Origin of the sequence: Photorhabdus luminescens subsp. luminescens (assembly GCF_001083805.1) — a bacterium.
Taxonomy (GTDB): domain Bacteria; phylum Pseudomonadota; class Gammaproteobacteria; order Enterobacterales; family Enterobacteriaceae; genus Photorhabdus; species Photorhabdus luminescens.
This window is the reverse complement of the sequence record NZ_JXSK01000010.1, coordinates 94,168-121,018: the sequence shown is the minus strand read 5'-3', so window position 1 is coordinate 121,018 and position 26,851 is coordinate 94,168. Positions and strand designations below refer to the sequence as shown.

Below are 26,851 nucleotides of genomic sequence, written 5' to 3'. Positions count from 1 at the left end.
CTAAGGAGAGACTTTTCGTTGAAAGTTGTTTACCAAGTTCATCACATGAAGAAATCATTAATGAACTTGGTTACTGAATTGGAGACAAAGAAAGTGATGCACTAGAATCGATGAAAAATTTTATCGACTATTATAGATATAGAACAACTTCCTTAGTTTGGACGCGTTATACTCTGACCATTCAGCGGTCGACAAAACTCCCTATATATGCTAGAATGCACAAAACTCTTTATTTATTAGACAATTATGAAGTTAATAGATCTATTTTCAGGTGCAGGTGGGTTGAGTCTTGGTGCTGCCAGAGGAGGGTTTACCGTTGCAGCAGCAGCAGAACTAGACCCCTTCGCAATGGAAACACATATAAAAAACTTTCCTTTGACACAGCATATTCAAAAAGATGTCAGTACTCTTACCGGAAGTGGCCTGCTAACACTTGGGAATTTAAAAGCCGGCGAGCTAAGTGGATTAGTTGGAGGCCCCCCTTGCCAAGGGTTCAGCACCATGGGGAAACAAGATCCTGATGATCTCAGAAACAATCTTTTTATAGACTTTTTCCGCCTTGTCCGTGAAACAAGCCCCCTCTTTTTCCTTGCTGAAAATGTACCAGGGATCTTAGATGAAAAATATGATCAACTCAGAAATAAAGCATTTTCACTTGTACAGGATGAATACATAATTTTACCGCCATTAAAAGTTAAAGCTTCTGATGTTGGAGCTCCAACGATAAGAACAAGGATTTTTTTCATTGGGTTTAACAACCGCCTTGTAAAAAATATCCCAAAAGAAATTTGTCCGCAGATGAAGACACCGACAATTATAAAGGAAGCCTTATCTGGATTGCCAATTAAGATCGATCCTACTTGGCAAAGTGAAGAACAAGGTAACAGAAAATTATATGATGATAATATTGCAAATGACTATTTTTATCAGCGGCTTATAGATCACATACCTCAGAATACAGGTCACAGCGAAACTATCCGTAAATTACTTGATAAGAGAATAATCACCTCTTGCCAAGGCACACGACATACTCCTGAAGTACAGAGCCGTTACGCTCGATTAAAATATAATGAAGTTGATCGGATTTCAAAGTCGGTAAGATTAAATCCCGAAGGATTATGCCCAACTTTACGAGCTGGTACTGGAAGTGACAAAGGAAGTTTTCAAGCTGTCAGACCCATACATTATATAGAACCTCGTGTTATTACACCAAGAGAGGCTGCAAGATTACAAGGCTTTCCTGATTGGTTTGTGTTTCATAAAACTAAATGGCATAGTTTTAGACAAATTGGAAATAGCGTAAGTCCATTTGTATCAGAAGCAATATTCAGAGAGATTTTTAATATCTTAAATAAGGGTTAGGTTTGATGAAAAATGTCATAAGGGAAGTTACCGTCCATTCAGGTGTTACGGCTGACTTTATAGAATCAACGCTTACTGAAGATATCAGTACTGTTGAAAGCATCTATGATTTGATCGATAATTCTATCGATGCAGCAAGATCCTTGATTCTAGAAAAAAATAAAAGTAATGATTTATATGGCTTACCTGCCAACTACTCTGGCTATAAAATAACAATCCGAATAGATAAAAATAGCATCAGAATTCTCGATAACTGCTCAGGAATTGATGAAGGTACTATCAAGGATGATATGCTTGTTGTCGCCAAACGATCCGCTCATATGTATGGAATAGGGCATTACGGTATAGGGCTAAAACGTTCCTTATTAAAGCTAGGAAACAAATATTCTATGCTATCAGACAATAGTAGCTATTCATTCAAAATGAGCTTTGAAAACAATCAGATTGGAAATGATAGTAATAATTTAACAGCAAAAGAAATTAGCTCTACAGGAAAAAACAAAGCATTGTTTTCTATATCTGACCTAAAAAATGGGATCAGATACGACATATCAAATGAAAAGTGGTTTGATAACTTTATTAAAGGAATATCCGCTCGCTATGCGGCTTTTATTAAGAAAGGATTGCAAATTAAAGTAGTTAATGCCATAAAATGCATAACTAAAAATATCTCTAGTTTTGTTCCTAGCATAAGAGAAAATGCTCTTGTAATGCCATTTAAGCAACAAATAAACATGGGTGATGTAGATGTTTATATTGAGTCTGGCATTCACGAAAGCTATCTTTTCCCTGGAGAGGATGGTCATTCTTTAAGTAAAAATAGAGAGTTGACAGAGCAGTTTGGATTATATTTCACATGTAATGATAGGATAATTGTTTCAGCGAATACATCCAAAGAATATGGATGGGGAGATGCAAAATGGCACTCCGAATATAACGGGTTTATATGCTGGATAAAATTTGTATCCCGCTCACCAGGAAAACTACCATGGAATACAGCCAAAACAGGTCTTCGATTAGATTCTACTATGTTTCTTCAAATAAAAGACATTATTGAACCGATAACGAAAAAATACAGAAAAGAAATTAAAGAAAGATATTTGAAGAAAAAATCACAAGATAATTCTTCTTCAATCACAACACAATCCCAACCAACCATCAACAAACCTCAGGATAGTAATAACCTCAAAAAAAATGTAAATGGTACAAAATCTTCAACTATAGAAAAGGAACAAAATAAAAAAAGAAACAGTTCTACAAAAAATGAAAACCATAGAATTGAGCATCCTGAAAACTGGAAAACACTCCTCCCAAAACATTTTCCCTTTTCAGGCGACGACATTCTTGATGCTTTTATAAAGGAAGCAAAGTGCATTGTGATATCGAATTCATCGCATGCCGCCACTATGTTATACAGGGCAATAATGGAAGCATCCGCTCTATATTTCGTCAGGAAAAATAATAAAGTCTCGGAAGTTAAAGACCTATATTTCCAAACGGAAGGAAAACGAAAAACATTATCTTATGAGCAAAAAGAGCTTATGGATATTAGTCTTGATATGATGATTAAATGGTTTAGAGCTAATAGTAATAATTTATTCTCTAGCAACGAAAGGAAGAGACTTAATACATCTTTAAGGCATTTAGATAACCATAAGTCATATATTAATGGTGTTGTTCACTGCCATCAGATAATAACCAGCGAAAAATTAGTACCTATTAGAAATGATACATATAAATTTCTAGAATTTCTTGTGAGAAGCAGAATAAATTAATCATTAAGGACTCTTTGCTTTATATATCAATGATTTGAAGGAGGAGTCCAATTCTAAATAACGTTCTCCTGATATTAAAAAGCGATAGCATTCAGATGCTAATATATTTATATTATCCTTCCCAAGCCCGCGAAAAGAACACTCCCATATAGTAATAACTCTCCAGTTCAAAAGAAATAGATCCATTATATTTTCAAAATCTCTCTCTTTGTTTCTTTTTATTTTTTCCGTCCAATATTTAATGTTCGTTTTAGGTATAGCTCCGCGTTTACAATTATGGCCATGCCATAGACAACCGTTAATAAAAATAACTGTCTTGTGTTTGGGAATTACTATATCTGGACATCCAGGCAATCGGTTATCATGTAATCGATATCTAATTCCCAAACGAAATATACTTTTCCTTATTAAGATCTCAGCTTTGTTATTTTTTGATAACACATTTTGCATTATCGCTCTTCTTTTTTGTTTAGTAAATTTATCCATAACTCCCCATTAATGTTATTTACTAAAACCATATATCTCATAATGCCTTATTTATGCAACTTTTATAAGAAACTGCAACCAGAGCCTTCAGGTTTCCACCTTTCCCAGTGAGACTAGCCTTTTCGTCCGCTCCGCATCTTCACGCGGACAACACTTAGCGCCTAATACATCTTCTACTCCATCATGCAGGGAATCACTCCCTACCGGGTAGTGCTTCTCTACTTCCATCACCGGAAGAAACACTATGGTCATTTCATCCACACCTAAAGCAAAATCCTTAACGCTGTCTATGAGCTGCCCCCTTCAAGTCTTGTTCTTAACAATACGTTCAATCCACGCCGAGCTATAGCTCTATTCGTACAGAATTGGGTCGGAGTCAACCTGAACTCTTGTTATATACCAATCAACCAATAATAATGTTATTGGATCGGATTATTGAGCTTTGCATAATCGAAAGCCGTAATCGTCTTGCTATGTAATGCGTCCAAACAGTCTGCCCACCATTGCGAAGTCTGCGCTCTCCCAGATTCTCCGCCTTATGGATATACGCCGCACGCACATAGCTACGTTCCTGGTGACTCACTGACGCTCTACCGCTTCCCCTTAACCATAACCCTGACTCAATCAACAAACTACAGGCCATCGTCCTAAAACCATGCCCGCAAACCTCCACTTTAGTGTCATACCCCATAACCCGCAACGCCCTATTTACCGTGTTTTCACTCATCGGCTTACGAGGGTCGTGATCACCAATAAAGATTAAGTCACGATCACCACTGAACTTATGGATCTGTTTAAGGATTACTAATACCTGACGGGACAACAGCACCAGATGGGGTGTACACATTTTTGAACCACAACACTTTGCTTCAAAGTTAACATCCAGATGTAGCTGACTAACCCGGGAAAATCGGCCTTAAGATAGTGTTTAACATGCTGAATATAAAACGTTTTAAAATCACAATAATGGCTCATAGGGAATAAAATGAGGGGAATCAACACTTCACTGAGAGAAAGGGAAGCTGCGCGGTAACGTTTGAGCAAGCCATTTTCAATTAGCTGTTGATGCCAGAAAGGAATAAATTTTTGGCAAAAGTCATCGACGCAGCAGTAAAGTTCTTCTAAATTAGACATGCCTGAGGATCTCCACGATTTTGTTTTCTTTGACAAAAACTTTGATCATGCCTCAGGCGCTTAGTTCCCTTCTTAAGCAAATATCAGGTATCTTTACCAATATGAGAAAAGATGTACTGTTCAAGGCTGCGCAGTACACGCGCCCGGTTATAGTCACCCCACCGCTTATTACTGGCGTGCCATTTCCTAGCAATAGTTTCAAAATTAAATTCGCCAGATACCTCAGCTTGTGCCTCTTTCTGTGTTGCTTTGGGATCTACACCGCTGGCTATAAGTTTTTTAGCCTCATCACGTTTAGCTCTGGCATCAGCAAGAGAAATTACCGGGTAAACACCAAATGCTAACCTGTCTTCTTTTTTATCTGTTGGTCGGCGGTATTTCATACGCCAGTATTTTGAACCTCGCGGAATAATTTCCAGATACAACCCTCCACCATCAGCGAGTTTATAAGCTTTATCTTTTGGCTTTGCTGTCTCTATTTGCCTAGCATTGAGTTTCATTTTGGGGGCATATTCTTAATCGAATCGGAAAATGCCCCTAATTATGCCCCCACAGATATGTGGATTGCAACGGACGATAATAGACCTTGATAGACTATTTTATTTGATTTATAAGGAATTTTCTTAGATAAGTGGACTTTAGTGAACTGCTATGAACATAGCAATGGTGCCGAAGGCCGGACTCGAACCGGCACACCCGAAGGCGGTTGATTTTGAATCAACTGCGTCTACCGATTTCGCCACTTCGGCACTGAAGTAGTATGCGGAAAACGGGGCCATTATACCTGTCAGCGATCTGTTAGCAACTGTTATCCTTCTAACTTTGGTTTAAGTGTTGAAAAAAAGATCAAATCCATCTCTCAACACAAATGTGTGTTCAATTACCGAACACCAAAGCTCTAAATAAATACACCCAGCAATATCTTTTCTACCTGACGTCGATAGACAACCTATAATCACCTTATATAATCTCAGCATGATAATTCGCTATGAGGTAAATGGTTATGACGATTATTAGCTGGATTGGCGCCGGGATCTTTTTGGGCATTGTCATTGGCGCGTTGATGATGCTGTTTAAGAAGAATAAATAACAGCTTTTGCTATCTTTATCCTGTTTGTGAATTCACTGGAAATATGCCTGATTGGTCAATTCAAAATGAATAAACAGTTTTTTAAGATCTTCTCTGTTTCTGCCATAGTGTTGGCTCTTACAGCCTGCTCTTCTTCAAATAAAACATTTTCGGCAAAGTTTTTGCAACCGAAGAAACAACCATTGAAATGGGAAGTGTTCGAAGGTAACGCGAGAACTAAAAAGCTAGCTTCACAGTTGGTTGATCAGTATGCACAGGATATTTTCAACGGCAGCAATGCGCAAGGCATGGCGATGGTGGTGATTGATAATAATCAGACGGTTTACCGCAGTTTCGGTGAAACTCGTCCGGGAAATGGTATCCGTCCGAAGCCCGATTCTATCATCCGAATTGCCTCGCTAACTAAGCTGATGACCAGTGAGATTATGATCAAATTAGAAGAGGATGAGGTTCTGCGCTCCACCGATCCGTTGCAGGACTATAGCTATTATGGCGTGAAAGTGCCCCAATACAGACCTCTTCAACCTATCCGGTTGTTCCACCTAGCAAGCCATACCAGTGGCTTACCTCGTGAGCAGCCGGGAGGTAAATGGGGACGTCCTGTTTTCGTCTGGCCTACACAAGCCAATCGCTGGGTCTGGTTAAAAACAGCTCAATTAGACTCCGCACCAGGCACAACAGCATCTTATTCCAATCTGGCTTACGATTTATTGGCTGATGCACTCTCTAAGGCTACGGGTAAGCCATATACCCGTTTGTTACATGATAAGATCACCGGCCCTTATTACATGAAAGACACTACACTGACACCAAACCGTTCTCAGTGTGCTCGTTTGATGGAAAGTTATAAGCCGAGTCCGTGTCTTAATACGATTGCGGCAGCAGGCAGTGGTGGAATCTATTCAACACCAAAAGATATGCAGCGCTGGATGCAGCAATTTTTATCATCAGACAGTCAGTTACGCAAACAAACCGCGAGTCGCGAGCAAGGTATTTATTTTAAACGTTCCGCTCTGGCTTCAATTAAAGGGATGGATGTTGCCGGTCAGGCAGATGGCGTTGGCCTTGGTTGGGTTTACATGAACGCCCGTGGTGATGTACCGGGTATTTATCAGAAAACCGGCGGCGGCGGGGGGTTTAATACGTATATGGCAATGATCCCCGAACAAAATATCGGGGTGTTTGTGGTGATCACTCGTAAACAACGTAGCCATTTCAGTCGCGTAACAACCGGGGTTAATCAACTGGTAACGGCATTGTCGAGGAATCATCATCAGGCTTGATCCTTATTACATCTTAAAATCGAGATGCTCAGGATAGGGTTCTTAGCCAAAAACCCTATCCCTATGGTGCCTTGATTGCTAAAAGCTACTGTCTCTTAAGGAGTAAATAAATACTCACAATAAGGAACAATAAGCTTGGCAACAGTGCCGCCAAAACCGCTGGCATACTGTACACCAGACTCAGTGGGCCAAAGATCTCATTAAGTACATAGAATAGGAAGCCAAAGCTGATCCCTGTTACTATCCTCACCCCCATCGGCACGGTACGCAATGGTCCGAAGATGAAAGAGAGCGCCATCAACATCATTACTGCAACTGAAAGTGGGGCAAATATCTTTTTCCACATATTCAGTTGATAACGTCCTGATTCCTGCCCACTCTGCTTAAGGTAATTGATGTACTGATATAAGCCGCTAATGGAAAGCGCTTCAGGCTCAAGCGCTACTACATTCAACTGTTCTGGCGTCAGGAGAATTTTCCAGTCAGCAGAAAGGCGTTGTGTTCCAGTGATTTTTTTACTGTCTGTCAGATCGGATTCTTCCACCTGAGAAAGCTTCCACAGGTCGCTATCCTCATCATAAACCGCACTGGCTGCATATTTTACAGAGAGTAGTTTTTTATCATCACTAAAATGGTAGATATTGACGCCTTTAATCTCTGTATCACTCACAATCCGCTGGATATAGATAAAATCGTCCCCATCTTTCGCCCACATACCTTTCGTTGTTGAAACCAGAGAACCACCAAGCATCTTCTGAGCCCGGTAATTACGTGCCATCTGTTCACCTTGCGGCGCGACCCATTCACCGATAACCATAGTCAGGATCACCAACGGAATAGCGGTTTTCATCACGGAGCCAGCAATCTGCATACGGGTAAATCCAGACGCCTGCATGACCACCAACTCACTACGGGTCGCCAGCGTGCCAAGCCCCAGTAAGGCGCCAAGCAAAGCGGCCATCGGGAAGAATATCTGAATATCTTTCGGTACGCTTAACAGAGCATAAAGACCCGCGGAAATAGTGGTATATTCCCCCTGCCCCACTTTTCTTAGCTGATCAACAAACTTAATAATGCCGGAAAGTGATACCAGCATAAACAGCGTCATCAGAATCGTCTGTAGAATAGTCCGCCCGATATAACGATCTAATACACCAAACATCAGGCTACTCCTCTGCCTTTGAAACGAGTCCGAATCCTACGCATCGGCAAGGTATCCCAAATATTAAGAACCAGCGCCAGCGTTAAATAAGCCCCGTTAACTAACCACATCCAGATAAGAGGGTCCAATTTGCCTTTACTGCCGTTAGAACGCAGAGAACTTTGTAGTAAGAAGAAAATGAGATATAGCAGCATCGCAGGCAACATACTGAGTACCCGCCCTTGACGCGGGTTTACCACACTTAACGGTACAACCATCATGGCCATAATCAGTACCGAGAGCACCAGAGTCAGACGCCAATGGAACTCAGCGCGGGAATGCTTATCATCATCCTGCCATAACTGAACAATAGACTTCTGTTCAACTTTATTACTATCTACGATTGAAGTCTGATGCCCGACAATGGCTTGATAATCATGGAACTCAGTGATCCTAAAATCACGCAACATTGCCGTGCCTTCATAACGGGTACCATGATTAAGGATAACCACCTGTTTGCCATCAGGCCGCTCCACCATATGACCGCCATCAGAGATCACCACGGAAGGACGCTGATTATCAACGGGACGAAGCTGGGCAAGGAACACGTTTTCAAATTTATTGCCGTGCACGTTGCCAATATAGAGCACCAGATTACCATCGTCGGAAGGTTTGAACCGCCCTTCCATAATAGCCGCTAAACTTGGATTAGCTTTAGCATCAGCCACCACATGTTCTTGATATTTCGAGGACCACGGCATGGCCCAAATGACATTCACTGCCGCTAACACGGAAGTTAACAACGCCAGAATAAGCGCCGAAACCACCAGCACACGCTTGCCCAAACCACACGCATGCATAACAGTTATTTCACTTTCAGTATAGAGTTTACTGAAAGTCATCAATATCCCAAGAAACAGACTCAGGGGCAAAATCAACTGCGCCATTTCAGGCACGCCTAATCCTAACAAGGATAAAACTAAATTTGCCGGGACGTCCCCTTCCACTGCGGCACCCAAAATTTCTACTAACTTTTGACAGAAAAAGATGAGTAAAAGGATAAAGAGTATCGCAACTTGGCTTTTCAGGGTTTCCCGTACTAGATATCTAATGATGATCACGCTTATTACGCCTGTGAAAACTTGTCTTTTTGCAGGAAAATCGCTAACTTCATTGTATATATACCATTTATTATGTGCATCAGTTTGGCTTCCTCACTGCTAAAATGATATCGAAGCATTCCATATTCAGGTTCCCAATCAGAACATACTTATATAGTTAGCTAAACAATAACAAATAGTGGGTTTAGCTTAACATAAATAGTTAATTTTCTATGGGGTAGATTAATGCGGAACGCTATATTTTAGCGATAGCATCCGTCTTTGTCTTTAAGATTCAGGAGAACGCATGGAGTTTAGTGTAAAAAGCGGTAGCCCGGAAAAACAGCGTAGTGCATGTATCATTGTCGGCGTTTTCGAACCTCGTCGCCTTTCCTCTATCGCTGAACAACTCGATAAAATAAGTGACGGTTACATCAGTGCATTGCTACGCCGCGGTGAATTAGAAGGCAAAGTTGGTCAATCACTGCTGCTGCATCATGTTCCCAATGTGTTATCTGAACGTATTCTGCTTATCGGCTGTGGTAAAGAGCGCGAATTGGATGAACGCCAGTATAAACAGATCATTCAGAAAACTATCAATACCCTCAATGAAACGGGTTCAATGGAAGCAGTTTGCTTCTTAACAGAATTGCATGTTAAAGGCCGCAATAATTATTGGAAAGTACGTCAAGCGGTGGAAACAGCAAAAGAGTCTCTCTATGTTTTCAACCAGCTAAAAAGTAATAAAAATGAGTTGCGCCGCCCGCTGCGTAAAATGGTTTTCAATGTTCCGACCCGTCGGGAGCTAACCAGCGGTGAACGTGCAATCCAGCACGGCCTTGCCATTGCTGCCGGTATTAAAGCAGCAAAAGATCTTGGTAATATGCCACCCAATATCTGTAATGCAGCTTATCTGGCTTCTCAGGCACGTCAGCTCGCAGATTCTGCCAATAGCCATATTACAACAAAAGTGATTGGTGAAGAGCAGATGAAAGAGCTAGGCATGAATGCCTATCTAGCGGTTGGTCAAGGTTCTCAAAATGAATCTCTGATGTCAGTCATGGAATATAAAGGCAGTTCTGATAAAAATGCCAAACCCATCATCCTGGTTGGCAAGGGACTGACTTTTGACTCCGGCGGTATTTCAATCAAATCTGCTGGCGGCATGGACGAGATGAAATACGATATGTGTGGGGCTGCAACGGTTTATGGCGTGATGCGTGTGGTTTCTGAGCTACAATTACCGCTCAATGTCATCGGTGTCATGGCAGGCTGCGAGAATATGCCAGGAGGTCGCGCTTACCGACCTGGAGATATTTTAACCACCTTATCTGGTCAGACTGTCGAAGTACTCAACACCGATGCCGAAGGCCGTCTGGTTCTGTGCGATGCGTTAACTTACGTTGAACGTTTTGATCCAGAATTGGTCATTGATATCGCCACACTGACCGGTGCTTGCGTAACAGCTCTTGGTAACCATTACAGTGGATTGTTATCCAACCATAATCCACTGGCCCATGAGTTACTCAATGCTTCAGAACAAGCCGGTGATCGCGCATGGCGCCTACCAATGACTGACGAGTTTCTTGAGCAAATTGATTCTAACTTTGCCGATCTGGCGAATACCGGCGGCAGTGCGGGTGGTGCGATTACCGCCGCCTGTTTCCTGTCCCGCTTCGCAACAAAATATCACTGGGCCCATCTGGATATCGCAGGTACGGCCTGGCGTTCAGGTAAAGCAAAAGGCGCAACAGGTCGCCCGGTTGCACTACTGTCACAATTCCTGTTAAATCGGGCAGGAAGTGCCGGTATCAATAACGACGATTAATTTGATTCCCCGCTTAGCTTATCAAAAGGGCATTTGACAATGCCCTTTCTCCGTAACAGAGACATTATGAAAAGTGCCACGTTTTATTTACTGGAACAGCCATCACCTCAGGCAGATTTGCAAGCTCACGAATGGCTGGCATGTCAATTTGCGGCTGACCAATGGCGAGCAGGAAAACGGGTGCTCATTGCCTGTGAAAATCAACAACAGGCAGAAAAGTTAGATGAAGCCTTATGGCAACGGGAGCCTCATCAGTTCGTCCCACATAATCTTGCTGGCGAAGGGCCAAGATATGGCGCGCCGATTGAGTTATGTTGGCCGCAAAAACGGGGAAATGCGCCTCGTGATATCCTAATAAATCTGTTGCCGCAATTTGCAGACTTTGCCACCGCTTTCCATGAAGTGATAGACTTCGTTCCTATAGATGAAAATTTGAAACAGTTGGCGCGTGAACGATATAAATCATATCGTAGCGTCGGCTTTAATTTGACCATGGCAACGCCGCCAACATACTAAGTATCAAGATAAAATGGAAAAAACACCCGCAACTCAAACGCAAGCCGAGCCATCTCTCGATAAAACGTACAATCCTAAAGAAATTGAGCAGCCTCTTTATAACCATTGGGAGCAAAGCGGTTACTTCAAGCCTAACGGCGATACCAGCCGTGAGAGCTTCTGTATTGTTATCCCGCCGCCAAACGTGACCGGTAGCCTGCACATGGGCCATGCGTTTCAGCAAACCATTATGGATACCATGATCCGTTATCAGCGAATGCAGGGTAAAAATACTTTGTGGCAGTCCGGTACTGACCACGCAGGTATTGCTACTCAAATGGTGGTTGAGCGCAAGATCGCAGCAGAAGAAGGCAAAACCCGTCACGATTATGGCCGTGATGCGTTTATCAATAAGATCTGGCAGTGGAAAGCAGAATCCGGCGGCACGATCACCAATCAGATGCGTCGTTTGGGTAACTCTGTTGACTGGGAGCGCGAGCGTTTCACTATGGATGAAGGTCTGTCCAACGCCGTAAAAGAAGCCTTTGTCCGTTTGTATCAAGAAAATCTCATCTATCGGGGTAAGCGCCTGGTTAACTGGGACCCGAAATTGCACACTGCAATTTCCGATCTGGAAGTTGAGAACCGTGAAGTTAAAGGTTCTATGTGGCATCTGCGTTATCCATTGGCTGATGGCGTCACAACCGCAGAGGGGAAAGATTACCTTATCGTTGCAACTACCCGGCCTGAGACCATGCTAGGCGATACCGGTGTAGCCGTTAACCCAGAAGATCCGCGCTATAAAGATTTAATCGGCAAAGAAATTATTCTGCCATTAGTTAACCGACGCATTCCTATTGTCGGTGATGAACATGCGGATATGGAAAAAGGTACCGGTTGCGTAAAAATCACACCTGCCCATGACTTCAATGACTATGAAGTGGGTAAACGCCATGCCCTGCCGATGATCAATATCATGACTCTTGATGGCAACATCCGTCATGAAGCAGAAGTTTTCGACACCAATGGCGAAATTTCCGATAGTTACTGTTCTGATATTCCGGCTGAATATCAAGGTATGGAGCGTTTTGCCGCCCGTAAAGCTATTGTGGCTGAATTCGAAAGACTGGGACTGCTGGTTGAAATTAAAGCTCATGATCTGACCGTTCCTTATGGCGATCGCGGCGGTGTGGTTATTGAACCCATGCTGACTGATCAATGGTATGTCCGTACTGCGCCTCTGGCGAAAGTGGCTATCGAAGCCGTTGAAAATGGCGATATTCAGTTTGTACCTAAGCAGTATGAAAATATGTATTACTCCTGGATGCGCGATATTCAGGATTGGTGTATCTCTCGCCAATTATGGTGGGGCCACCGCATCCCGGCATGGTATGACGCTAACGGTAATGTCTATGTCGGTCGCAGTGAAGAAGAAGTCCGTCGTGAAAACAATCTGGACGCAGAGATCTCTTTAAACCAAGATGAAGATGTACTGGATACCTGGTTCTCTTCCGGTTTATGGACTTTCTCTACCCTTGGTTGGCCTGAACAAACTGAGGCGCTGAAAACTTTCCACCCAACCGATGTGTTGGTGAGTGGCTTTGATATTATTTTCTTCTGGATCGCCCGTATGATCATGATGACCATGCATTTCATCAAAGATGAAAATGGCAAACCTCAGGTTCCATTTAAGACTGTCTACATGACCGGTCTTATCCGGGATGAAGAAGGCCAGAAGATGTCAAAATCCAAAGGGAATGTCATTGACCCACTGGACATGGTTGACGGTATTTCTCTGGAAGACCTGCTAGAAAAACGTACCGGCAATATGATGCAGCCACAGTTGGCTGAAAAAATCCGCAAACGTACCGAGAAGCAGTTCCCGGCAGGTATTGAAGCACATGGTACCGATGCCCTGCGCTTTACGTTAGCAGCGCTGGCCTCAACAGGTCGTGATATCAACTGGGATATGAAACGCCTGCAAGGTTACCGTAATTTCTGTAACAAATTGTGGAATGCCAGCCGCTTTGTGCTAATGAATACAGAAGGTCAGGATTGCGGCCAAAATGGCGGTGAAATGGTGTTATCACTGGCTGATCGTTGGATTCTGGCTGAATTTAACCAGACAGTAAAAGCTTACCGTGAAGCACTGGATACATATCGTTTCGATATGGCTGCCAATATTCTTTATGAATTCACCTGGAACCAGTTCTGTGACTGGTATCTGGAGCTCTCTAAGCCAGCAATTAACAAAGGTTCAGAGGCGGAAGTTCGTGGCGCTCGTCATACTCTGATTGAAGTTCTGGAAGGATTATTGCGTCTGGCTCACCCGATTATTCCATTTATCACCGAGACCATCTGGCAACGGGTAAAAGTGGTTAAAAGAATTGAGGCAGATACCATTATGCTGCAACCATTCCCTGAATTTGATCTAGCGAAAACGGATGAGCTGGCGCTGAACGATCTGGAATGGATTAAGGAAGCGATTATTGCAGTACGTAATATCCGTGCTGAAATGAATATCGCCCCCGGCAAACCCTTGGAAGTTTTGCTACGTAATGCCGATGCTGATGCACAACGTCGTGTAGCGGAAAACCTGAATTTTATTCAGGCAATGGGCCGCTTATCTTCTGTCACACTTTTGTCTGCGGGTGAAGAAGCGCCGATTTCTGTCACTAAACTGATTAATAGCGCAGAAGTATTAATTCCAATGGCTGGCTTAGTCGATAAAGAGGCGGAACTAAGCCGCTTGAATAAAGAGATTGAGAAGCTAGATAAAGAGATCGGCAGCATTGAAGGCAAGCTGTCAAATGAAGGTTTCGTCAGCCGCGCACCCGAAGCGGTTGTAGCCAAAGAGCGTGAACGTCTGGCAAGCTGCAATACATCAAAAGAGAAGTTGCTGGCTCAGAAAGAAACGATTGCCGCGTTGTAATATGCTCAAAAAATAAATTTCCACCAAAGCCACTGTAATTCATTGTCAGTGGCTTTTTAGTTTAAATAGTAAACGATAAAATTAATAATAAAATGTAAATTCAACCGATTATATATAAATATTATAAAATATATTGAAAATAACAACATCGACTCTATTAACATGAATAATCATCTGTTTTATTCTTTTCCATATTCATATATCTTAAATGACAATATAATATAATTTTATTTTATATATGAATCATTATATTTAGCATATTATATAGAGAATAAAATCATATAAATATATTATTACAAATAAAAAGGTAAAAAATAATACAACTTTAGTTTAACTCAACATTCAATGAGTTATTGTTCCGAACGATCTATTTCAAGTGGAAATAAATAGTCAATACAGAGTACAAACAGAAACCAAAACAGACATGAAGACCATAAGGATCACACATTTCCAACGCATTAATTCACTAATTTATAACAACCCGGAGAAATAAAATGAGAACAATTCTTACTCTATTACTGGCAAGTACTATCCAATTCGGTCTTGTACATTCAGCTAATGCAGAATCAACCCTTGATAAGATTAAATCCACCGGCACATTCAGAATAGCAACAGAAGGAGCTTATCCACCATTTACTTATCACGATGCCTCAGGTACTTTAACTGGCTTCGATGTCGATATTGGCCGTGAAATTGCACACCGATTGAATGTCAAACCAACATTCATTGAAGGAAAATGGGACGGACTGATTGCCGGGCTGGATGCTGGACGTTCTGATGCGGTAATGAATCAAATTGCGATTACACCCGAGCGCAAGAAAAAATATGATTTCTCCATCCCCTATATCACATCGCAAGCGGTACTTATCATTAATAAAGATAACAATAACATAAGAACATTCAGTGACTTACAAGGCAAAACCTCAGCACATACTCTGACCAACAACTTCGCCCAAATAGCAAGAGATAACGGTGCAGAAATTATTGGCACGAATGGATTTAGTCAGGAAATCGAATTGGTGAGTACCGGCAGAGCCGACGCCACTATTAATGATAACTTATCTTATCTGGACTATAAAAAGCACAAACCAAACGCGCCAGTAAAAATTATCGCCACCAGCCCCAATGCAGGGCAGACAGCGGTTTTACTTCGTCAAGGGGAGTCAGAATTAAAAGTTGCTATTGATAAAGCAATCACTGACATCAAAGCCGATGGTACTTACCAGCGTATCTGGGCTCACTATTTTGGCGATAATCCTCCCGAATAAGTGAAATATTCCCGCTCTCAAATATAAAGTTTCCTGGAGGTTGAAAACAAATTCTGACCAGGGAACTTTATCATTAATCCCGTTGAATTTAATAATCAGTAATTATTTGAATTAAATATAAAACATATTAATTTATAAAAATTATTTTATATATCTAAAATGACAATATGATATAACTTTATTTTATATATACAAATTCACAGCTTGCCATATGATATTTAAAAAAATACATATAAATATATTGTTATACCTAATAGATTTCGAGTTGCAGCGCGGCGGCAAGTGAACGAATCCCCAGGAGCATAGATAACTATGTGACTGGGGTGAGTGAAAGCAGCCAACAAAGCAGCAGCTTGAAAGATGAAGGGTATTATTACACATGATAGGGAAAATATATGGAGCCCTCTTGGTTCAATCTAGTACTCGATTCTTTTTGGCCTATGCTTTATGCGGGCTTTACTTTCACTATTCCACTAACGCTTATTACCTTTACTCTCGGTATTATATTGGGTTTTATCGTAGCGCTTATCCGGCTTTATGGGCCAAAACCGCTTATTGCCGTCGCCAAATTCTACGTCTGGCTGATCCGCGGCACGCCGTTGCTGGTACAACTGTTTCTTATTTTTTATGCCTTACCTAGCGTCGGCATTACGTTAGGCGCATTCACCTCAGCGGTGATTGGTTTCACTTTGAATATTGGCGCCTATACCTCTGAGGTGATTCGCGCGACTTTATTGTCTGTACCCAAAGGGCAGTGGGAAGCGGCTTATTCTATCGGTATGAGCTGGACACAATCATTACGTCGGATCATTCTACCTCAAGCCGCAAGAATCGCGATTCCACCACTCTCAAACACATTTATTTCACTGGTGAAAGATACTTCACTGGCCTCAGTCATCACCGTACCGGAGCTTTTCCTTGCCGCACAACGTATTGCTGCGGTGACTTATCAACCTCTCATTCTTTATACTGAAGCGGCAATACTTTATCTGATAATCAGTTCAGTGTTGTCATCACTACAAGCCCGTCTGGAAAAGAAGTTTTCGCAAAAGAGTGACACACAGGAATTAAAAGATGATCCAACTCTCCGGCATTGAAAAAAGTTTTGACGGGCACAAGGTCCTGAAAAAAATCGATCTCACCATTGAGGAAGGCAGTCTGACTGCACTGATTGGCCCATCTGGAAGTGGCAAAAGCACACTATTACGCTGCATCAACTTATTAGAAACTCCCCAAGCCGGGAAGCTGCAAATAGGCAATGAAAGCATGACCTTCACCGGCAAAGGGCGGATTACTCACAAGGATATACAACGGATTCGCCAACAAACCGGCATGGTGTTTCAAAACTTTCAGCTTTTCCCTCACCTCACAGTCATTGAAAACATTATGGAAGGGTTAATCTGGGTTCAGAAATGGTCACGTGAACAGGCTAAACAGCGAGCGCTTGAACTACTGGAAAAGGTTGACATGTCACACAAGGCCGATGTATTTCCAACCACACTATCCGGTGGTCAGCAACAGCGCGTAGCGATTGCCCGGGCACTGGCGCCTTCGCCCAAAGTGTTATTATGCGATGAACCCACTTCCGCACTTGATCCAGAATTATCGCAGGAAGTTGTTGCCGTATTAAAGCAGTTGGCTAAAGAAGGAACCACGATGTTAATGGCTACTCATGATCTGCGTTTAGCAGCAAACCTTGCCCACGACGTCATATTTTTAGAATCCGGGGAAATTGTCGAATCGGGAACATCGAAAACGATTTTCACCCGCGCTCTTAAACAACGTACGGTGGAATTTGTTTCAACCTTAACCAATACCTTACCGGATTGGGAGATATAACCCACAGTTAAAATAACTTTGCCGTAATTGATCTGAGAATCAGTTGATGACCATCAAATAAATTTTTTAACCGTTTGGAGAAAGAAAATGAAAACGTTGTTTACCACATTATTAGCGGGTGTTATTCAATTCGGCATTGTATATTCTGCGCATGCAGAGTCTGGCCTTGATAATATTAAATCAACAGGTGTATTCAAAATCGCTACCGAAGGAACCTACCCGCCATTTACCTATCACGATGCCTCTGGAACCTTGACTGGATTTGATATTGATATTGGCCGCGAAATCGCACGACGTCTGAATGTTAAAGCCAAGTTTACTGAAGGCAAGTGGGATGGGCTTATTGCCGGGCTGGATGCCAAACGCTATGACGCGGTACTTAATCAGGTCGCGATTACGCCAGAACGCAAAAAGAAATATGATTTTTCCTCGCCGTATATCATATCTAAAGCCGTACTTATCACCCGGAAAAATAATGACAATATAAAAACGTTTAGCGATCTGAAAGGTAAAACCTCAAGCCATAGCTTAACTAGCAATTATGCCCAGTTAGCAAAACATTTCGGTGCGGAAATCGTCCCTACCGAAGGATTTAATCAGGCAATCGATTTGGTTGCTACAGGCAGAGCTGATGCCACTATCAACGATAATCTGTCCTATCTCGATTTTAGGAAACATAGACCCAATGCGCCGGTAAAAGTTGTCGCGACCGAACCTAACGGCGATCCAGTTGGTGTGCTAATTCGTAAAGGCGAACCTGAATTACAAGCCGCTATCGATAAGGCTCTGGCTGATATCAAAGCCGATGGCACCTATCTACGCATTTCCACTCAGTATTTCGGTACCGATGTTTCCAAATAAGAAAATAACCGCCTCTGCTTGCAAGAGGTGGTTTTCTATTTATTAATTAATTATTTCTGCTTTTACATTCAAAAAATTTTAATCATTATTAAATTAATATTTCTTTCGCTCACAATTACTTTAAATATATATTCAAGGCAGTTATTAATTAATTCCCCCTTAATCACAATTAAATAATTAAAATATTTATTTCGGTGTAAAAACATCATTTAATAAAAATAATTTCTTTCCCCTTTATCATTCTATCCCTACCTATTGAAATATTAATTCTCATACTGTCAATTTCAAAAATTACCATACCATTCTGTTAAAGGTTTTACTCATTCCATAGTAAAGTCTCAGGTCGTTACTATAAAACCAGCTAACAGGCTGAACCGCATAAGGAGCTGCAACATGAGTCGTTACAATTCTGCAATTAACCGAAATACCCCATCTGTCAGCGTGCTAGATAATCGAGGGTTGAATATACGTTCGCTGGAATACCTGCGTACCCAAGCTGATGAAACCAATAGCAACGAATTGATCACTCGCTATGAATTTAATCCTCAAGGATTTCAAGTGAAAAGCACGGACCCACGTAGATATAAAAAGCAGAGTGGCTCAAACTTCTCGCGTGTCTTTAACCTTGCCGGAAATACTCTGCATGAAGAAAGTATTGATGCTGGCCGGACAATTACCTTAAATGATATCGAAGGACGCCCAGTACTGACTATCAATGCAACCAGCACTCGTCAGACCCATCACTATGAAGATAATACCTTGCCCGGCCGCTTGCTGGCTGTCACCGAGTCAATACAAAAGAACGAGAAAACCACGGAACGCCTTATTTGGGCAAGTAACACAGAGGCAGAGAAAAACCAGAATCTCGCCGGGCAATGTATACGCCATTACGACACGGCGGGGCTGGTACAACTGGAAAGTCTGTCTTTGACGGGAGCAGCTTTATCGCAATCTCGTCAATTAATAACTGACGATCAGGAAGCTGATTGGCGCGGTGATGATGAAAACAGTTGGCGTACAAAACTGAATGACAACATATTCACTACTCAAAATAAAACTAATGCGATTGGCGCTCTGCTAACCCAAATCGACGCCAAGGGAAATATACAACGGCTGGCCTACGATGTCGCAGGTCAATTGAAAGGTAGCTGGTTAACACTAAAAGGCCAATCCGAAAAAGTGATTGTGCAATCTATTACCTGGTCAGCAGCCGGACAAAAATTACGAGAAGAACACGGCAACGGCGTTATTACGGAATATACCTATGAACCAGAGACCCAACGATTAATTGGCATTACAACCCGCCGGACTAAAGATAGCACAAAACCACTACAAGATTTACGTTATGAATATGATCCCGTTGGCAATGTGATCAATATTCGTAATGATGCAGAAGCAACTCGATTCTGGCGTAATCAAAAAATAGTACCGGAAAATGCATATTCCTATGATTCTCTGTACCGACTCATCAAAGCAACTGGCCGCGAAATGGCTAACATTGGTCAGCAAGGAAGCCAGCTCCCTCCTTTAATTACCCCTCTTCCTACCGATGACAATACCTATACTAACTACACTCGCACTTACACCTATGACGATAGCGGTAACCTAACCCAAATCCGGCATAGCGCTCCGGCAAGCAACAATAACTACACCACAGATATCACTATCTCAAACCGGAATAACCGCGGTGTCCTCAGCACCCTAACCAACGATCCCAATCTCGTTGATACATTCTTTGATGCAGGCGGTCATCAAACCAGTCTGTTATCAGGGCAATCCTTAAACTGGACACCACGAGGAGAACTACAACAAGTGAGCCAGAATGGTAACACCTCACACGAGCGGTATCGCTATGACAGTGACGGGATACGGCTACTGAAAATAAATGAACAACAAACACTCAATGCCACACAACAACAAGTCACTTACCTGCCAGGGCTGGAATTGCATACCACACAAAGCGGCGCCAATATCACCGAAAACCTGCAAGTTATTACTGTCGGGCAAGCAGGGAGAGCGCAAGTACGCGTACTACACTGGGAAAAAGGCCAACCCACTGGCATAGATAACGATCAAATCAGATACAACTACGATAATCTTACACACAGCAGCGAATTAGAACTGGATATACACGGAGAAATTATCAGTTGGGAAGAGTATTACCCCTATGGCGGCACCGCAGTATGGGCAGCAAGAAATCAGATTGAAGCCAGTTACAAGACCATTCGTTACTCCGGCAAAGAACGTGATGCAACGGGACTATATTATTACGGCTACCGCTATTATCAACCGTGGGCCGGTAGATGGTTAAGCGCTGACCCGGCTGGAACAGTAGATGGCCTGAATCTATACCGTATGGTAAGAAATAATCCAATGACTGGTATAGACGAAGATGGGCGTATATTTAAAACCGTAGCAACAGGCGCATTAGGCGTTGGCGGTATGGCATACGAACTTTACAAATACAAAAATCAACAAGTTGAAAAACCTCAGATGCCATCTTCTACCTCTGAATCCTACGGTGATCAACAAGTCAGCAAAATCACCCAAAAAGCGAGCGCGTTAAAAGAAAACTATAGCCCCATTCAGCAAATGGCCCATAACATAGCTGGACGTAAAGAAGCCGCAGAGCACCTTGCACAAGGACAAATCCCTGGTGCTCAGGCAATAAAAGAGGGAGCAAGTTTAGTCGCGGCTGCCGGAGAATTCACTGCGGCTGGCAATGTCGGTGAACTAAACAAAACTGAGCTAACAAAAGCCGCAGGCACCGATGCAATTAATAATTTTAGTCTGACTTTCGAGGGGATAAAAAAGGTATTTAAGGCAGGCGCGGCTACTGCTACCGTCACTCCAGAAAAATTGGAAGAGCTGCAAAAAGCAACTGATGATTTAAAAGAGGTCGCAACAGATACGCTAATTACCGGGGCATCACTGGGTGCGACAGTCGGCGCCACACTGGATACAGCCGCCGCGGTCGTGCCACATCCGGTAGCCAAAGTGGCATTCAAAGGTCTGTCATTGGCATGGAAAGTTACCGGAGTTGTTCACACCGCAGAAGAATTAAGCGAGCTTGCAGAAAAACATAAGGATCTGGTTTCTAATGAGCTAGGACAAGAATTAAAAAGGGAAGTCACCGAAGCAAACCAAATCAGGAGAGGAACTATTCTTTCAAAAGTCAGGGAGCATGGTTTGATAAGATAGTTGATTTAAAATGCAATAGTCCTTATTCGCCAAAGCAGATAAGGACTATTTTGTTTTGAATCACATGCATCAATCACGACCAGAGTTAACACAGGATTCTTAACATACTGATTATACTAATGAAGTCTACTCTCACCCTGCTCCGGCAAATCATCTTCATCTTGCTCATCAGGATCTTCGAAGTAAGTGCCCCAACCGTCATAATTAATGCCGATTTTTTCAGCCAGATTCACCAACTGTTCAACCTGGGCATCAATCATCTCTGCATTCAATCCACACTCACTGATCACATCACAACACATCAGAATCGTACCATCTTCGACTTCCAATTCTTCCGCATCAGTCACTTCATAACCTAGTTTAAAGGCTTCAACCGCAGCCTTTTCCAACAGACTAAAGTCCTCAGCAGAAAAGTGATGCTCAATGGCATAAAGTGCATCAGGATCACTACCATCTTCCAGTAATTCTTCAATAATAAGGCGCGTTTCTTCGCGTTGTTCTTCTAAGTCTCTTTGATTTGCCATACCAAATATCCTCAAGCAGTTGGCCGTCCCAATCCTCATTCTCCCACACCACAGGCAGGCTAACCACTGTTTACATCAAAGAAATCCAATACGGAGTTGAAATTGCATTTTTATAGATATAGATTGAATTTAAATGCAAACAACAAATACGGAGACACCAAACAATGAATCCGTTCTATCAGCGTCATGTCCTAAGGTTACTTGATTTTTCCTCAGCAGAAATTCATGCCTTGCTAAAGCTAGCTGCTGAATTAAAATCGACTAAAAAATCTGGCACAGAAAAAGCCCTGCTAACAGGCAAAAACATCGTGCTGATTTTTGAAAAAGATTCCACCCGTACCCGCTGCTCATTTGAAGTGGCCGCTTTCGATCAAGGAGCAAATATCACCTACCTCGGTTCCAGTGGCAACCAGATTGGTCATAAAGAATCGATCAAAGATACCGCCCGTATACTTGGCCGTATGTATGACGGTATTCAATATCGCGGCTATGCCCAGACAATCGTTGAATCACTGGCAAAATATGCAGGTGTTCCGGTATGGAATGGGCTAACAGATGAATTTCACCCTACTCAGCTACTGGCGGATCTGCTAACTATTCAGGAACATCAACCAGAAAAACCCTTGTCAGAAATCAAATTCGCCTACTTGGGAGATGCCCGTAATAATATGGGTAATACCATGCTAGAAGCCGCAGCGCTAACGGGCATGGATGTTCGGTTGGTTGCCCCTGAAAAGTGCTGGCCCAACGCCGCGCTGGTTACTGAATGTCAGAAACTGGCTGAAAAAACAGGAGGGAAAATTACTCTAACGGAAAATATCGCCGAAGGGGTTAAACATACTGATTTTCTTTATACCGATGTCTGGGTTTCTATGGGTGAGTCAAAAGATGTTTGGCAACAACGAATTAACCTACTAAAACCTTATCAAGTGAATATGGATGTGGTGAACATGACAGGCAATCCACAAGTAAAATTCCTGCACTGCCTGCCAGCATTTCATGATGAAGAAACGATATTAGGCAAACAGCTCGCGGCTGAATTTAATATGTATGGAGGGCTGGAAGTTACCAATGAAGTTTTTGAATCAGAGCACAGCATTGTGTTTGATCAAGCAGAAAATCGCCTGCATACCATTAAAGCGGTAATGGTAGCAACACTAGCAAATGATCTTAAAATTTAATTAGTTGGGATACCGGCAGGATTATGTCTTTAAAGATATGATCCTGCCAATATTATTTTTCTTCGGTCAAATGCTTGCTGTAAGATTTTTCACGAGTATAATGCGCCGCAATTTGCCGGGAGAAATCATGAAAGACAGCGCTTATTTTTGTCATAAAGCACAACTGCCTGAAGGAAGGCAGCCAACCGTCATTGTTTTCCCGTTGCTAAACCAATCATTTAATGCCCCTCAACTGAGGGGCTTTTTTTTGCCCGGTAATCAATTCATGATCGCCACCCCGGATGTCAGCATTAGAGGAGAGTGAAAAATGGCTAATCCGTTATATCGCAAACATATCATCTCAATAAATGATCTGAGCCGCGAAGATCTGGAATTGGTGTTGCAGACTGCTGCTGCACTGAAAGCCAGACCACAACCTGAATTGCTGAAACCCAAGGTTATCGCCAGTTGTTTCTTCGAAGCCTCCACCCGTACTCGCCTCTCTTTTGAAACAGCAATCCACCGCCTTGGCGCTTCAGTTGTCGGTTTCTCAGATAGCAGCAACACCTCTCTAGGTAAAAAAGGTGAAACACTAGCCGATACTATTTCCGTTATCAGCCAATATGTTGACGCCATCGTGATACGCCATCCACAGGAAGGCGCACCACGTCTGGCCTCTGAGTTTTCCGGTGACACTCCGATTATCAATGCCGGTGATGGCGCCAACCAACATCCAACTCAAACCTTGCTGGATCTGTTCACTATTCAGGAAACTCAGCAACGGCTGGATAGTTTGAATATCGCTATGGTTGGTGACCTGAAATATGGCCGCACTGTCCATTCGCTATCACAAGCGCTGGCGAAATTTAATGGCAATCACTTTTATTTTATCGCCCCGGAAGCATTGGCAATGCCAAACCATATTCTTCATATGCTGAATGAAAAAGGTGCGACCTACAGCCAACACGCTAATATTGAAGAAGTATTACCGGAGCTAGATATTCTTTATATGACTCGAGTACAGAAAGAGCGTCTTGATCCATCTGAATATGCCAACGTAAAAGCCCAATTTGTTCTGCGAACTTCCGATCTGATCGGAGCGAAAGAGAACCTCAAAGTTCTGCATCCGTTGCCACGTATTGATGAAATTACTGTCGATGTAGATAAAACGCCCTATGCTTACTATTTCCAACAGGCTGAGAATGGTATTTATGCTCGTCAGGCTCTATTATCTTTAGTTTTAAATGAATGATTAAAGCAGAGAAAGTACTTTTTTATCCATGAATATAATGGGTTATTATTTTCTTCTGGAATAACGATTAATCGGTCTATTTACCACCTTCGGTATCGAAGACAAACTCGGTGTGGCGCCAAAATACGTCTCGCCCAGTCAGTGAGCAAGACCGTATCTCCGGGCAGTAAAGTGCGCACAAAAACCGTCACTTTTGTCTACACATTGCCCGGCTCCCTTCTTTGACAACTAAAGGAGGGAAAATAAAATAATCTAATGAAATAAAATTATAATTTCTTAATATTAACCTGATAATATTATAATTAATTTCACAAAATCTCTGTAACAACAAAATAAACAATCGTTCCAATGTAGTTGCCAATCACATATCCTACCGTTCCAATAACCATAATAGGCCCAATTAAGCCTATCCAACCTCTACTAATCGCTAACGCTGCGGCAGTGGTTGGGCCACCAATATTTGCATTACATGCAAGTATAATTTCCTCAAGGCTAAATTTGAATAACTTTCCAAAACCAAATGTCTAAAGGTTCATCGAAATCATTTATTAAAGTTCTATTAATAATTCTCCAACCAAGATATTTTTCAATAGAAATTGTAAACAATATATTTACTCTCTCACTATTTAAATAAATACTTTAAAGTTTTATTCTTCATTTTATCTAATCGAACAAATCACATTATTAATAGTAATTTAATGGAAAAACATATTAATTTAAAACTAAACTTCTGACATAAACAACCTATTAACCTTTACATTACCAATAAACATTAATTAAATAAAATTTTTTTAAATCAATCTATTATTAACCATTAATTTTAAGACATTAAATTACATTTTAATTTAAAAAACAATAGCTTAAAATAAGATAAACAATTTAAACAAAACAGCCAGAATAAATAAATCCAATATAATATTATTATAATAATGACGGCTAAAACTAAGTATATGAAATAACAACAATAAGATAATATTGATTTGTCTACGTCTCATCTGGATAAACAGGATGACACAGCTTAAAATAGAAGACGTGTCGATTCCTAACAATATTCTGGAGGATGAATACAGAAGGTTGTCACTAAAATGTATTCATACAAAACACTATGACCCAAGATCATAAACTACAAGTCGAAGCCATTAGATGCGGTACGGTGATTGACCATATCCCAGCTCAGGTCGGCTTCAAACTACTCTCTCTATTTAAGCTAACTGAAACCGATCAACGCATTACCATCGGCCTGAATTTGCCTTCCAATCAACTAGGTAAAAAAGATCTCATCAAAATCGAAAATACATTCCTGACAGAACAACAAGCTAACCAGCTTGCTATGTATGCGCCGAATGCAACGGTGAATTGTATCGAAGACTATGAAGTTGTGAAGAAACTTCCTATTAACTTACCTGAGCGTATCGATAACGTATTAGTCTGCCCCAACAGCAACTGCATCAGCCACAATGAACCCGTAGAAAGCAGTTTCCGAGTTAAAGTGACAGTGGAAGATGTGGTGCTAACCTGCAAATACTGCGAGAAAGAATTTGACCGCAACGTAGTAATACTCAACGATTAAACTACCTAATGTCAGTTGCTGAGGCAGAAGCGGACACTATAATAGTACCTTGATGAAATATTCATTTAACTATCACATTAACAGGAGAACCTATGTCATACGAGATTAATACCAATAAAGCCCCCGCTGCAATTGGTCCATATGTTCAGGGTGTTGATCTAGGCAATATGGTCATCACTTCCGGCCAGATCCCAGTCAATCCAGAAACAGGTGATGTCGCAGAAGATATCGCCGCTCAAGCTCGTCAATCACTGGAAAATGTTAAAGCTATCGTTGAAAGAGCTGGTCTCACTGTAGGTGACATTGTTAAAACAACGGTCTTCGTTAAAGACCTGAATGACTTCGGTACCGTTAACGCAACTTATGAAGCATTCTTCAAAGAACACAATGCATCTTTCCCAGCACGTTCTTGCGTTGAAGTAGCCCGTCTGCCGAAAGACGTTAAAATCGAAATCGAAGCAATCGCAATTCGTAAATAATCCCTAGCCTGTTTTCTACAACTCCTTGGCTAGTTGCTGACCAAGGAGTTGTACTTTCCAACGGACCTTAA

At 41.8% G+C, this 26,851-nt stretch carries 22 protein-coding genes, 1 tRNA gene and 3 pseudogenes; 16 read left to right on the top strand and 10 right to left on the bottom strand.

Annotated elements, in window-relative coordinates; translation table 11 throughout:
• Positions 1 to 246: 246 nt before the first annotated feature.
• The gene (locus TI10_RS20290; RefSeq protein ID WP_049585147.1) at positions 247 to 1,362 is read left to right on the top strand and encodes a DNA cytosine methyltransferase; all 1,116 of its coding nucleotides are present in this window, start codon (positions 247 to 249) and stop codon (positions 1,360 to 1,362) included.
• A gap of 5 nt (positions 1,363 to 1,367) precedes the next feature.
• Positions 1,368 to 3,137: an ATP-binding protein gene (locus tag TI10_RS20285; RefSeq protein WP_049585146.1), complete on the top strand. Its 1,770-nt coding sequence runs from the start codon at positions 1,368 to 1,370 to the stop codon at positions 3,135 to 3,137.
• Positions 3,138 to 3,140: 3 nt separating this feature from the next.
• Here the strand turns inward: TI10_RS20285 and TI10_RS20280 are convergent, their stop codons facing one another.
• The 6 genes and pseudogenes from TI10_RS20280 to TI10_RS20265 all read right to left on the bottom strand — a co-directional run bounded on the left by TI10_RS20280 (position 3,141) and on the right by TI10_RS20265 (position 5,506).
• Positions 3,141 to 3,623, bottom strand: a complete 483-nt coding sequence (locus TI10_RS20280; protein ID WP_053093486.1) for a very short patch repair endonuclease — start codon at positions 3,621 to 3,623, stop codon at positions 3,141 to 3,143.
• An 87-nt stretch (positions 3,624 to 3,710) separates the two neighbouring features.
• Positions 3,711 to 3,875, bottom strand: coding sequence for a hypothetical protein (locus TI10_RS25290; RefSeq protein WP_155416499.1), 165 nt, complete (start codon positions 3,873 to 3,875; stop codon positions 3,711 to 3,713).
• A gap of 167 nt (positions 3,876 to 4,042) precedes the next feature.
• A pseudogene (locus TI10_RS20275) lies at positions 4,043 to 4,479 on the bottom strand (tyrosine-type recombinase/integrase); the annotation flags it as partial.
• Positions 4,467 to 4,757: pseudogene (locus TI10_RS26245) on the bottom strand (IS982 family transposase); the annotation flags it as partial. The pseudogenes TI10_RS26245 and TI10_RS20275, both read right to left, overlap by 13 nt.
• Positions 4,758 to 4,840: 83 nt before the next feature.
• The gene (locus TI10_RS20270; RefSeq protein ID WP_049585144.1) at positions 4,841 to 5,257 is read right to left on the bottom strand and encodes a tyrosine-type recombinase/integrase; all 417 of its coding nucleotides are present in this window, start codon (positions 5,255 to 5,257) and stop codon (positions 4,841 to 4,843) included.
• A 164-nt stretch (positions 5,258 to 5,421) separates the two neighbouring features.
• Positions 5,422 to 5,506 (bottom strand) — tRNA-Leu (locus tag TI10_RS20265).
• Positions 5,507 to 5,912: 406 nt separating this feature from the next.
• On the opposite strand from TI10_RS20265, the gene ampH reads away from it, so the two are divergent.
• Positions 5,913 to 7,130: a D-alanyl-D-alanine-carboxypeptidase/endopeptidase AmpH gene (gene ampH / locus TI10_RS20260; protein ID WP_049585143.1), complete on the top strand. Its 1,218-nt coding sequence runs from the start codon at positions 5,913 to 5,915 to the stop codon at positions 7,128 to 7,130.
• An 85-nt stretch (positions 7,131 to 7,215) separates the two neighbouring features.
• Here ampH and lptG read toward each other — a convergent pair whose 3' ends face one another.
• Positions 7,216 to 8,292, bottom strand: a complete 1,077-nt coding sequence (gene lptG, locus TI10_RS20255) for an LPS export ABC transporter permease LptG (RefSeq protein ID WP_049585142.1) — start codon at positions 8,290 to 8,292, stop codon at positions 7,216 to 7,218.
• Positions 8,292 to 9,392 (bottom strand): LPS export ABC transporter permease LptF, encoded by a 1,101-nt coding sequence (gene lptF / locus TI10_RS20250; protein WP_049585141.1) that lies wholly within the window; start codon positions 9,390 to 9,392, stop codon positions 8,292 to 8,294. The genes lptG and lptF overlap by 1 nt, the downstream gene beginning before the upstream one ends.
• Positions 9,393 to 9,678: 286 nt before the next feature.
• Between lptF and pepA the strand changes: the two genes are divergently transcribed.
• The 8 genes from pepA (at position 9,679) to TI10_RS20210 (ending at position 21,795) form a co-directional block, all read left to right on the top strand.
• Positions 9,679 to 11,199, top strand: a complete 1,521-nt coding sequence (gene pepA / locus TI10_RS20245) for a leucyl aminopeptidase (protein WP_049585140.1) — start codon at positions 9,679 to 9,681, stop codon at positions 11,197 to 11,199.
• A gap of 66 nt (positions 11,200 to 11,265) precedes the next feature.
• A complete protein-coding gene (locus TI10_RS20240; RefSeq protein WP_049585139.1) occupies positions 11,266 to 11,715 on the top strand; it encodes a DNA polymerase III subunit chi in 450 nt (149 codons plus the stop codon).
• A gap of 13 nt (positions 11,716 to 11,728) precedes the next feature.
• Positions 11,729 to 14,626 (top strand): valine--tRNA ligase, encoded by a 2,898-nt coding sequence (locus TI10_RS20235; protein ID WP_049585138.1) that lies wholly within the window; start codon positions 11,729 to 11,731, stop codon positions 14,624 to 14,626.
• Between the two features lie 494 nt (positions 14,627 to 15,120).
• A complete protein-coding gene (locus tag TI10_RS20230) occupies positions 15,121 to 15,894 on the top strand; it encodes an amino acid ABC transporter substrate-binding protein (RefSeq protein ID WP_049585137.1) in 774 nt (257 codons plus the stop codon).
• 395 nt (positions 15,895 to 16,289) lie between these two features.
• Positions 16,290 to 16,991 carry an amino acid ABC transporter permease gene (locus TI10_RS20225; protein WP_036782460.1) on the top strand — a complete coding sequence of 234 codons (702 nt, stop codon included), beginning with the start codon at positions 16,290 to 16,292 and terminating at the stop codon, positions 16,989 to 16,991.
• On the top strand, positions 16,969 to 17,733 hold the full coding sequence (locus TI10_RS20220; RefSeq protein WP_049585136.1) for an amino acid ABC transporter ATP-binding protein: 765 nt from the start codon (positions 16,969 to 16,971) through the stop codon (positions 17,731 to 17,733). The genes TI10_RS20225 and TI10_RS20220 overlap by 23 nt, the downstream gene beginning before the upstream one ends.
• Positions 17,734 to 17,820: 87 nt before the next feature.
• Positions 17,821 to 18,594 carry an amino acid ABC transporter substrate-binding protein gene (locus tag TI10_RS20215; RefSeq protein WP_049585135.1) on the top strand — a complete coding sequence of 258 codons (774 nt, stop codon included), beginning with the start codon at positions 17,821 to 17,823 and terminating at the stop codon, positions 18,592 to 18,594.
• 393 nt (positions 18,595 to 18,987) lie between these two features.
• Positions 18,988 to 21,795 (top strand): RHS repeat-associated core domain-containing protein, encoded by a 2,808-nt coding sequence (locus TI10_RS20210; RefSeq protein WP_049585134.1) that lies wholly within the window; start codon positions 18,988 to 18,990, stop codon positions 21,793 to 21,795.
• A gap of 116 nt (positions 21,796 to 21,911) precedes the next feature.
• Here TI10_RS20210 and rraB read toward each other — a convergent pair whose 3' ends face one another.
• Positions 21,912 to 22,319 (bottom strand): ribonuclease E inhibitor RraB, encoded by a 408-nt coding sequence (rraB, locus tag TI10_RS20205; protein WP_049585133.1) that lies wholly within the window; start codon positions 22,317 to 22,319, stop codon positions 21,912 to 21,914.
• Between the two features lie 164 nt (positions 22,320 to 22,483).
• Here rraB and argF point away from each other — a divergent pair, with 164 nt between their 5' ends.
• The 3 genes from argF to pyrB all read left to right on the top strand — a co-directional run bounded on the left by argF (position 22,484) and on the right by pyrB (position 24,731).
• Positions 22,484 to 23,500, top strand: coding sequence for an ornithine carbamoyltransferase (gene argF, locus TI10_RS20200; protein ID WP_049585132.1), 1,017 nt, complete (start codon positions 22,484 to 22,486; stop codon positions 23,498 to 23,500).
• Positions 23,501 to 23,627: 127 nt separating this feature from the next.
• A complete protein-coding gene (locus TI10_RS26240) occupies positions 23,628 to 23,804 on the top strand; it encodes a hypothetical protein (RefSeq protein WP_244161670.1) in 177 nt (58 codons plus the stop codon).
• A gap of 3 nt (positions 23,805 to 23,807) precedes the next feature.
• Entirely contained in the window at positions 23,808 to 24,731 is a 924-nt protein-coding gene (gene pyrB, locus TI10_RS20190; protein ID WP_049585131.1) for an aspartate carbamoyltransferase, read from the top strand.
• 308 nt (positions 24,732 to 25,039) lie between these two features.
• On the opposite strand, the pseudogene TI10_RS26740 reads toward pyrB, so the two are convergent.
• A pseudogene (locus TI10_RS26740) lies at positions 25,040 to 25,243 on the bottom strand (DUF819 family protein); the annotation flags it as partial.
• Between the two features lie 593 nt (positions 25,244 to 25,836).
• Between TI10_RS26740 and pyrI the strand changes: the two are divergent.
• The gene (gene pyrI, locus TI10_RS20185) at positions 25,837 to 26,301 is read left to right on the top strand and encodes an aspartate carbamoyltransferase regulatory subunit (RefSeq protein ID WP_049585130.1); all 465 of its coding nucleotides are present in this window, start codon (positions 25,837 to 25,839) and stop codon (positions 26,299 to 26,301) included.
• Positions 26,302 to 26,393: 92 nt separating this feature from the next.
• Positions 26,394 to 26,780: a 2-iminobutanoate/2-iminopropanoate deaminase gene (ridA, locus tag TI10_RS20180; protein WP_011148578.1), complete on the top strand. Its 387-nt coding sequence runs from the start codon at positions 26,394 to 26,396 to the stop codon at positions 26,778 to 26,780.
• The last annotated feature ends 71 nt before the right edge of the window (positions 26,781 to 26,851 follow it).

Bases quoted from the DNA above. Each gene is read 5' to 3' on its own strand.
- lptG (WP_049585142.1), bottom strand. From the start codon at position 8,292: ATGTTTGGTGTATTAGATCGTTATATCGGGCGGACTATTCTACAGACG.
- TI10_RS20290 (WP_049585147.1), top strand. From the start codon at position 247: ATGAAGTTAATAGATCTATTTTCAGGTGCAGGTGGGTTGAGTCTTGGT.
- ridA (WP_011148578.1), top strand. From the start codon at position 26,394: ATGTCATACGAGATTAATACCAATAAAGCCCCCGCTGCAATTGGTCCA.
- TI10_RS26240 (WP_244161670.1), top strand. From the start codon at position 23,628: ATGAAAGACAGCGCTTATTTTTGTCATAAAGCACAACTGCCTGAAGGA.
- TI10_RS20225 (WP_036782460.1), top strand. From the start codon at position 16,290: ATGGAGCCCTCTTGGTTCAATCTAGTACTCGATTCTTTTTGGCCTATG.
- TI10_RS20240 (WP_049585139.1), top strand. From the start codon at position 11,266: ATGAAAAGTGCCACGTTTTATTTACTGGAACAGCCATCACCTCAGGCA.
- TI10_RS20285 (WP_049585146.1), top strand. From the start codon at position 1,368: ATGAAAAATGTCATAAGGGAAGTTACCGTCCATTCAGGTGTTACGGCT.
- pepA (WP_049585140.1), top strand. From the start codon at position 9,679: ATGGAGTTTAGTGTAAAAAGCGGTAGCCCGGAAAAACAGCGTAGTGCA.
- TI10_RS20215 (WP_049585135.1), top strand. From the start codon at position 17,821: ATGAAAACGTTGTTTACCACATTATTAGCGGGTGTTATTCAATTCGGC.
- TI10_RS20210 (WP_049585134.1), top strand. From the start codon at position 18,988: ATGAGTCGTTACAATTCTGCAATTAACCGAAATACCCCATCTGTCAGC.
- TI10_RS20220 (WP_049585136.1), top strand. From the start codon at position 16,969: ATGATCCAACTCTCCGGCATTGAAAAAAGTTTTGACGGGCACAAGGTC.
- TI10_RS20235 (WP_049585138.1), top strand. From the start codon at position 11,729: ATGGAAAAAACACCCGCAACTCAAACGCAAGCCGAGCCATCTCTCGAT.
- TI10_RS20280 (WP_053093486.1), bottom strand. From the start codon at position 3,623: ATGGATAAATTTACTAAACAAAAAAGAAGAGCGATAATGCAAAATGTG.
- argF (WP_049585132.1), top strand. From the start codon at position 22,484: ATGAATCCGTTCTATCAGCGTCATGTCCTAAGGTTACTTGATTTTTCC.
- rraB (WP_049585133.1), bottom strand. From the start codon at position 22,319: ATGGCAAATCAAAGAGACTTAGAAGAACAACGCGAAGAAACGCGCCTT.
- TI10_RS25290 (WP_155416499.1), bottom strand. From the start codon at position 3,875: ATGACCATAGTGTTTCTTCCGGTGATGGAAGTAGAGAAGCACTACCCG.
- TI10_RS20230 (WP_049585137.1), top strand. From the start codon at position 15,121: ATGAGAACAATTCTTACTCTATTACTGGCAAGTACTATCCAATTCGGT.
- ampH (WP_049585143.1), top strand. From the start codon at position 5,913: ATGAATAAACAGTTTTTTAAGATCTTCTCTGTTTCTGCCATAGTGTTG.
- pyrI (WP_049585130.1), top strand. From the start codon at position 25,837: ATGACCCAAGATCATAAACTACAAGTCGAAGCCATTAGATGCGGTACG.
- pyrB (WP_049585131.1), top strand. From the start codon at position 23,808: ATGGCTAATCCGTTATATCGCAAACATATCATCTCAATAAATGATCTG.
- TI10_RS20270 (WP_049585144.1), bottom strand. From the start codon at position 5,257: ATGAAACTCAATGCTAGGCAAATAGAGACAGCAAAGCCAAAAGATAAA.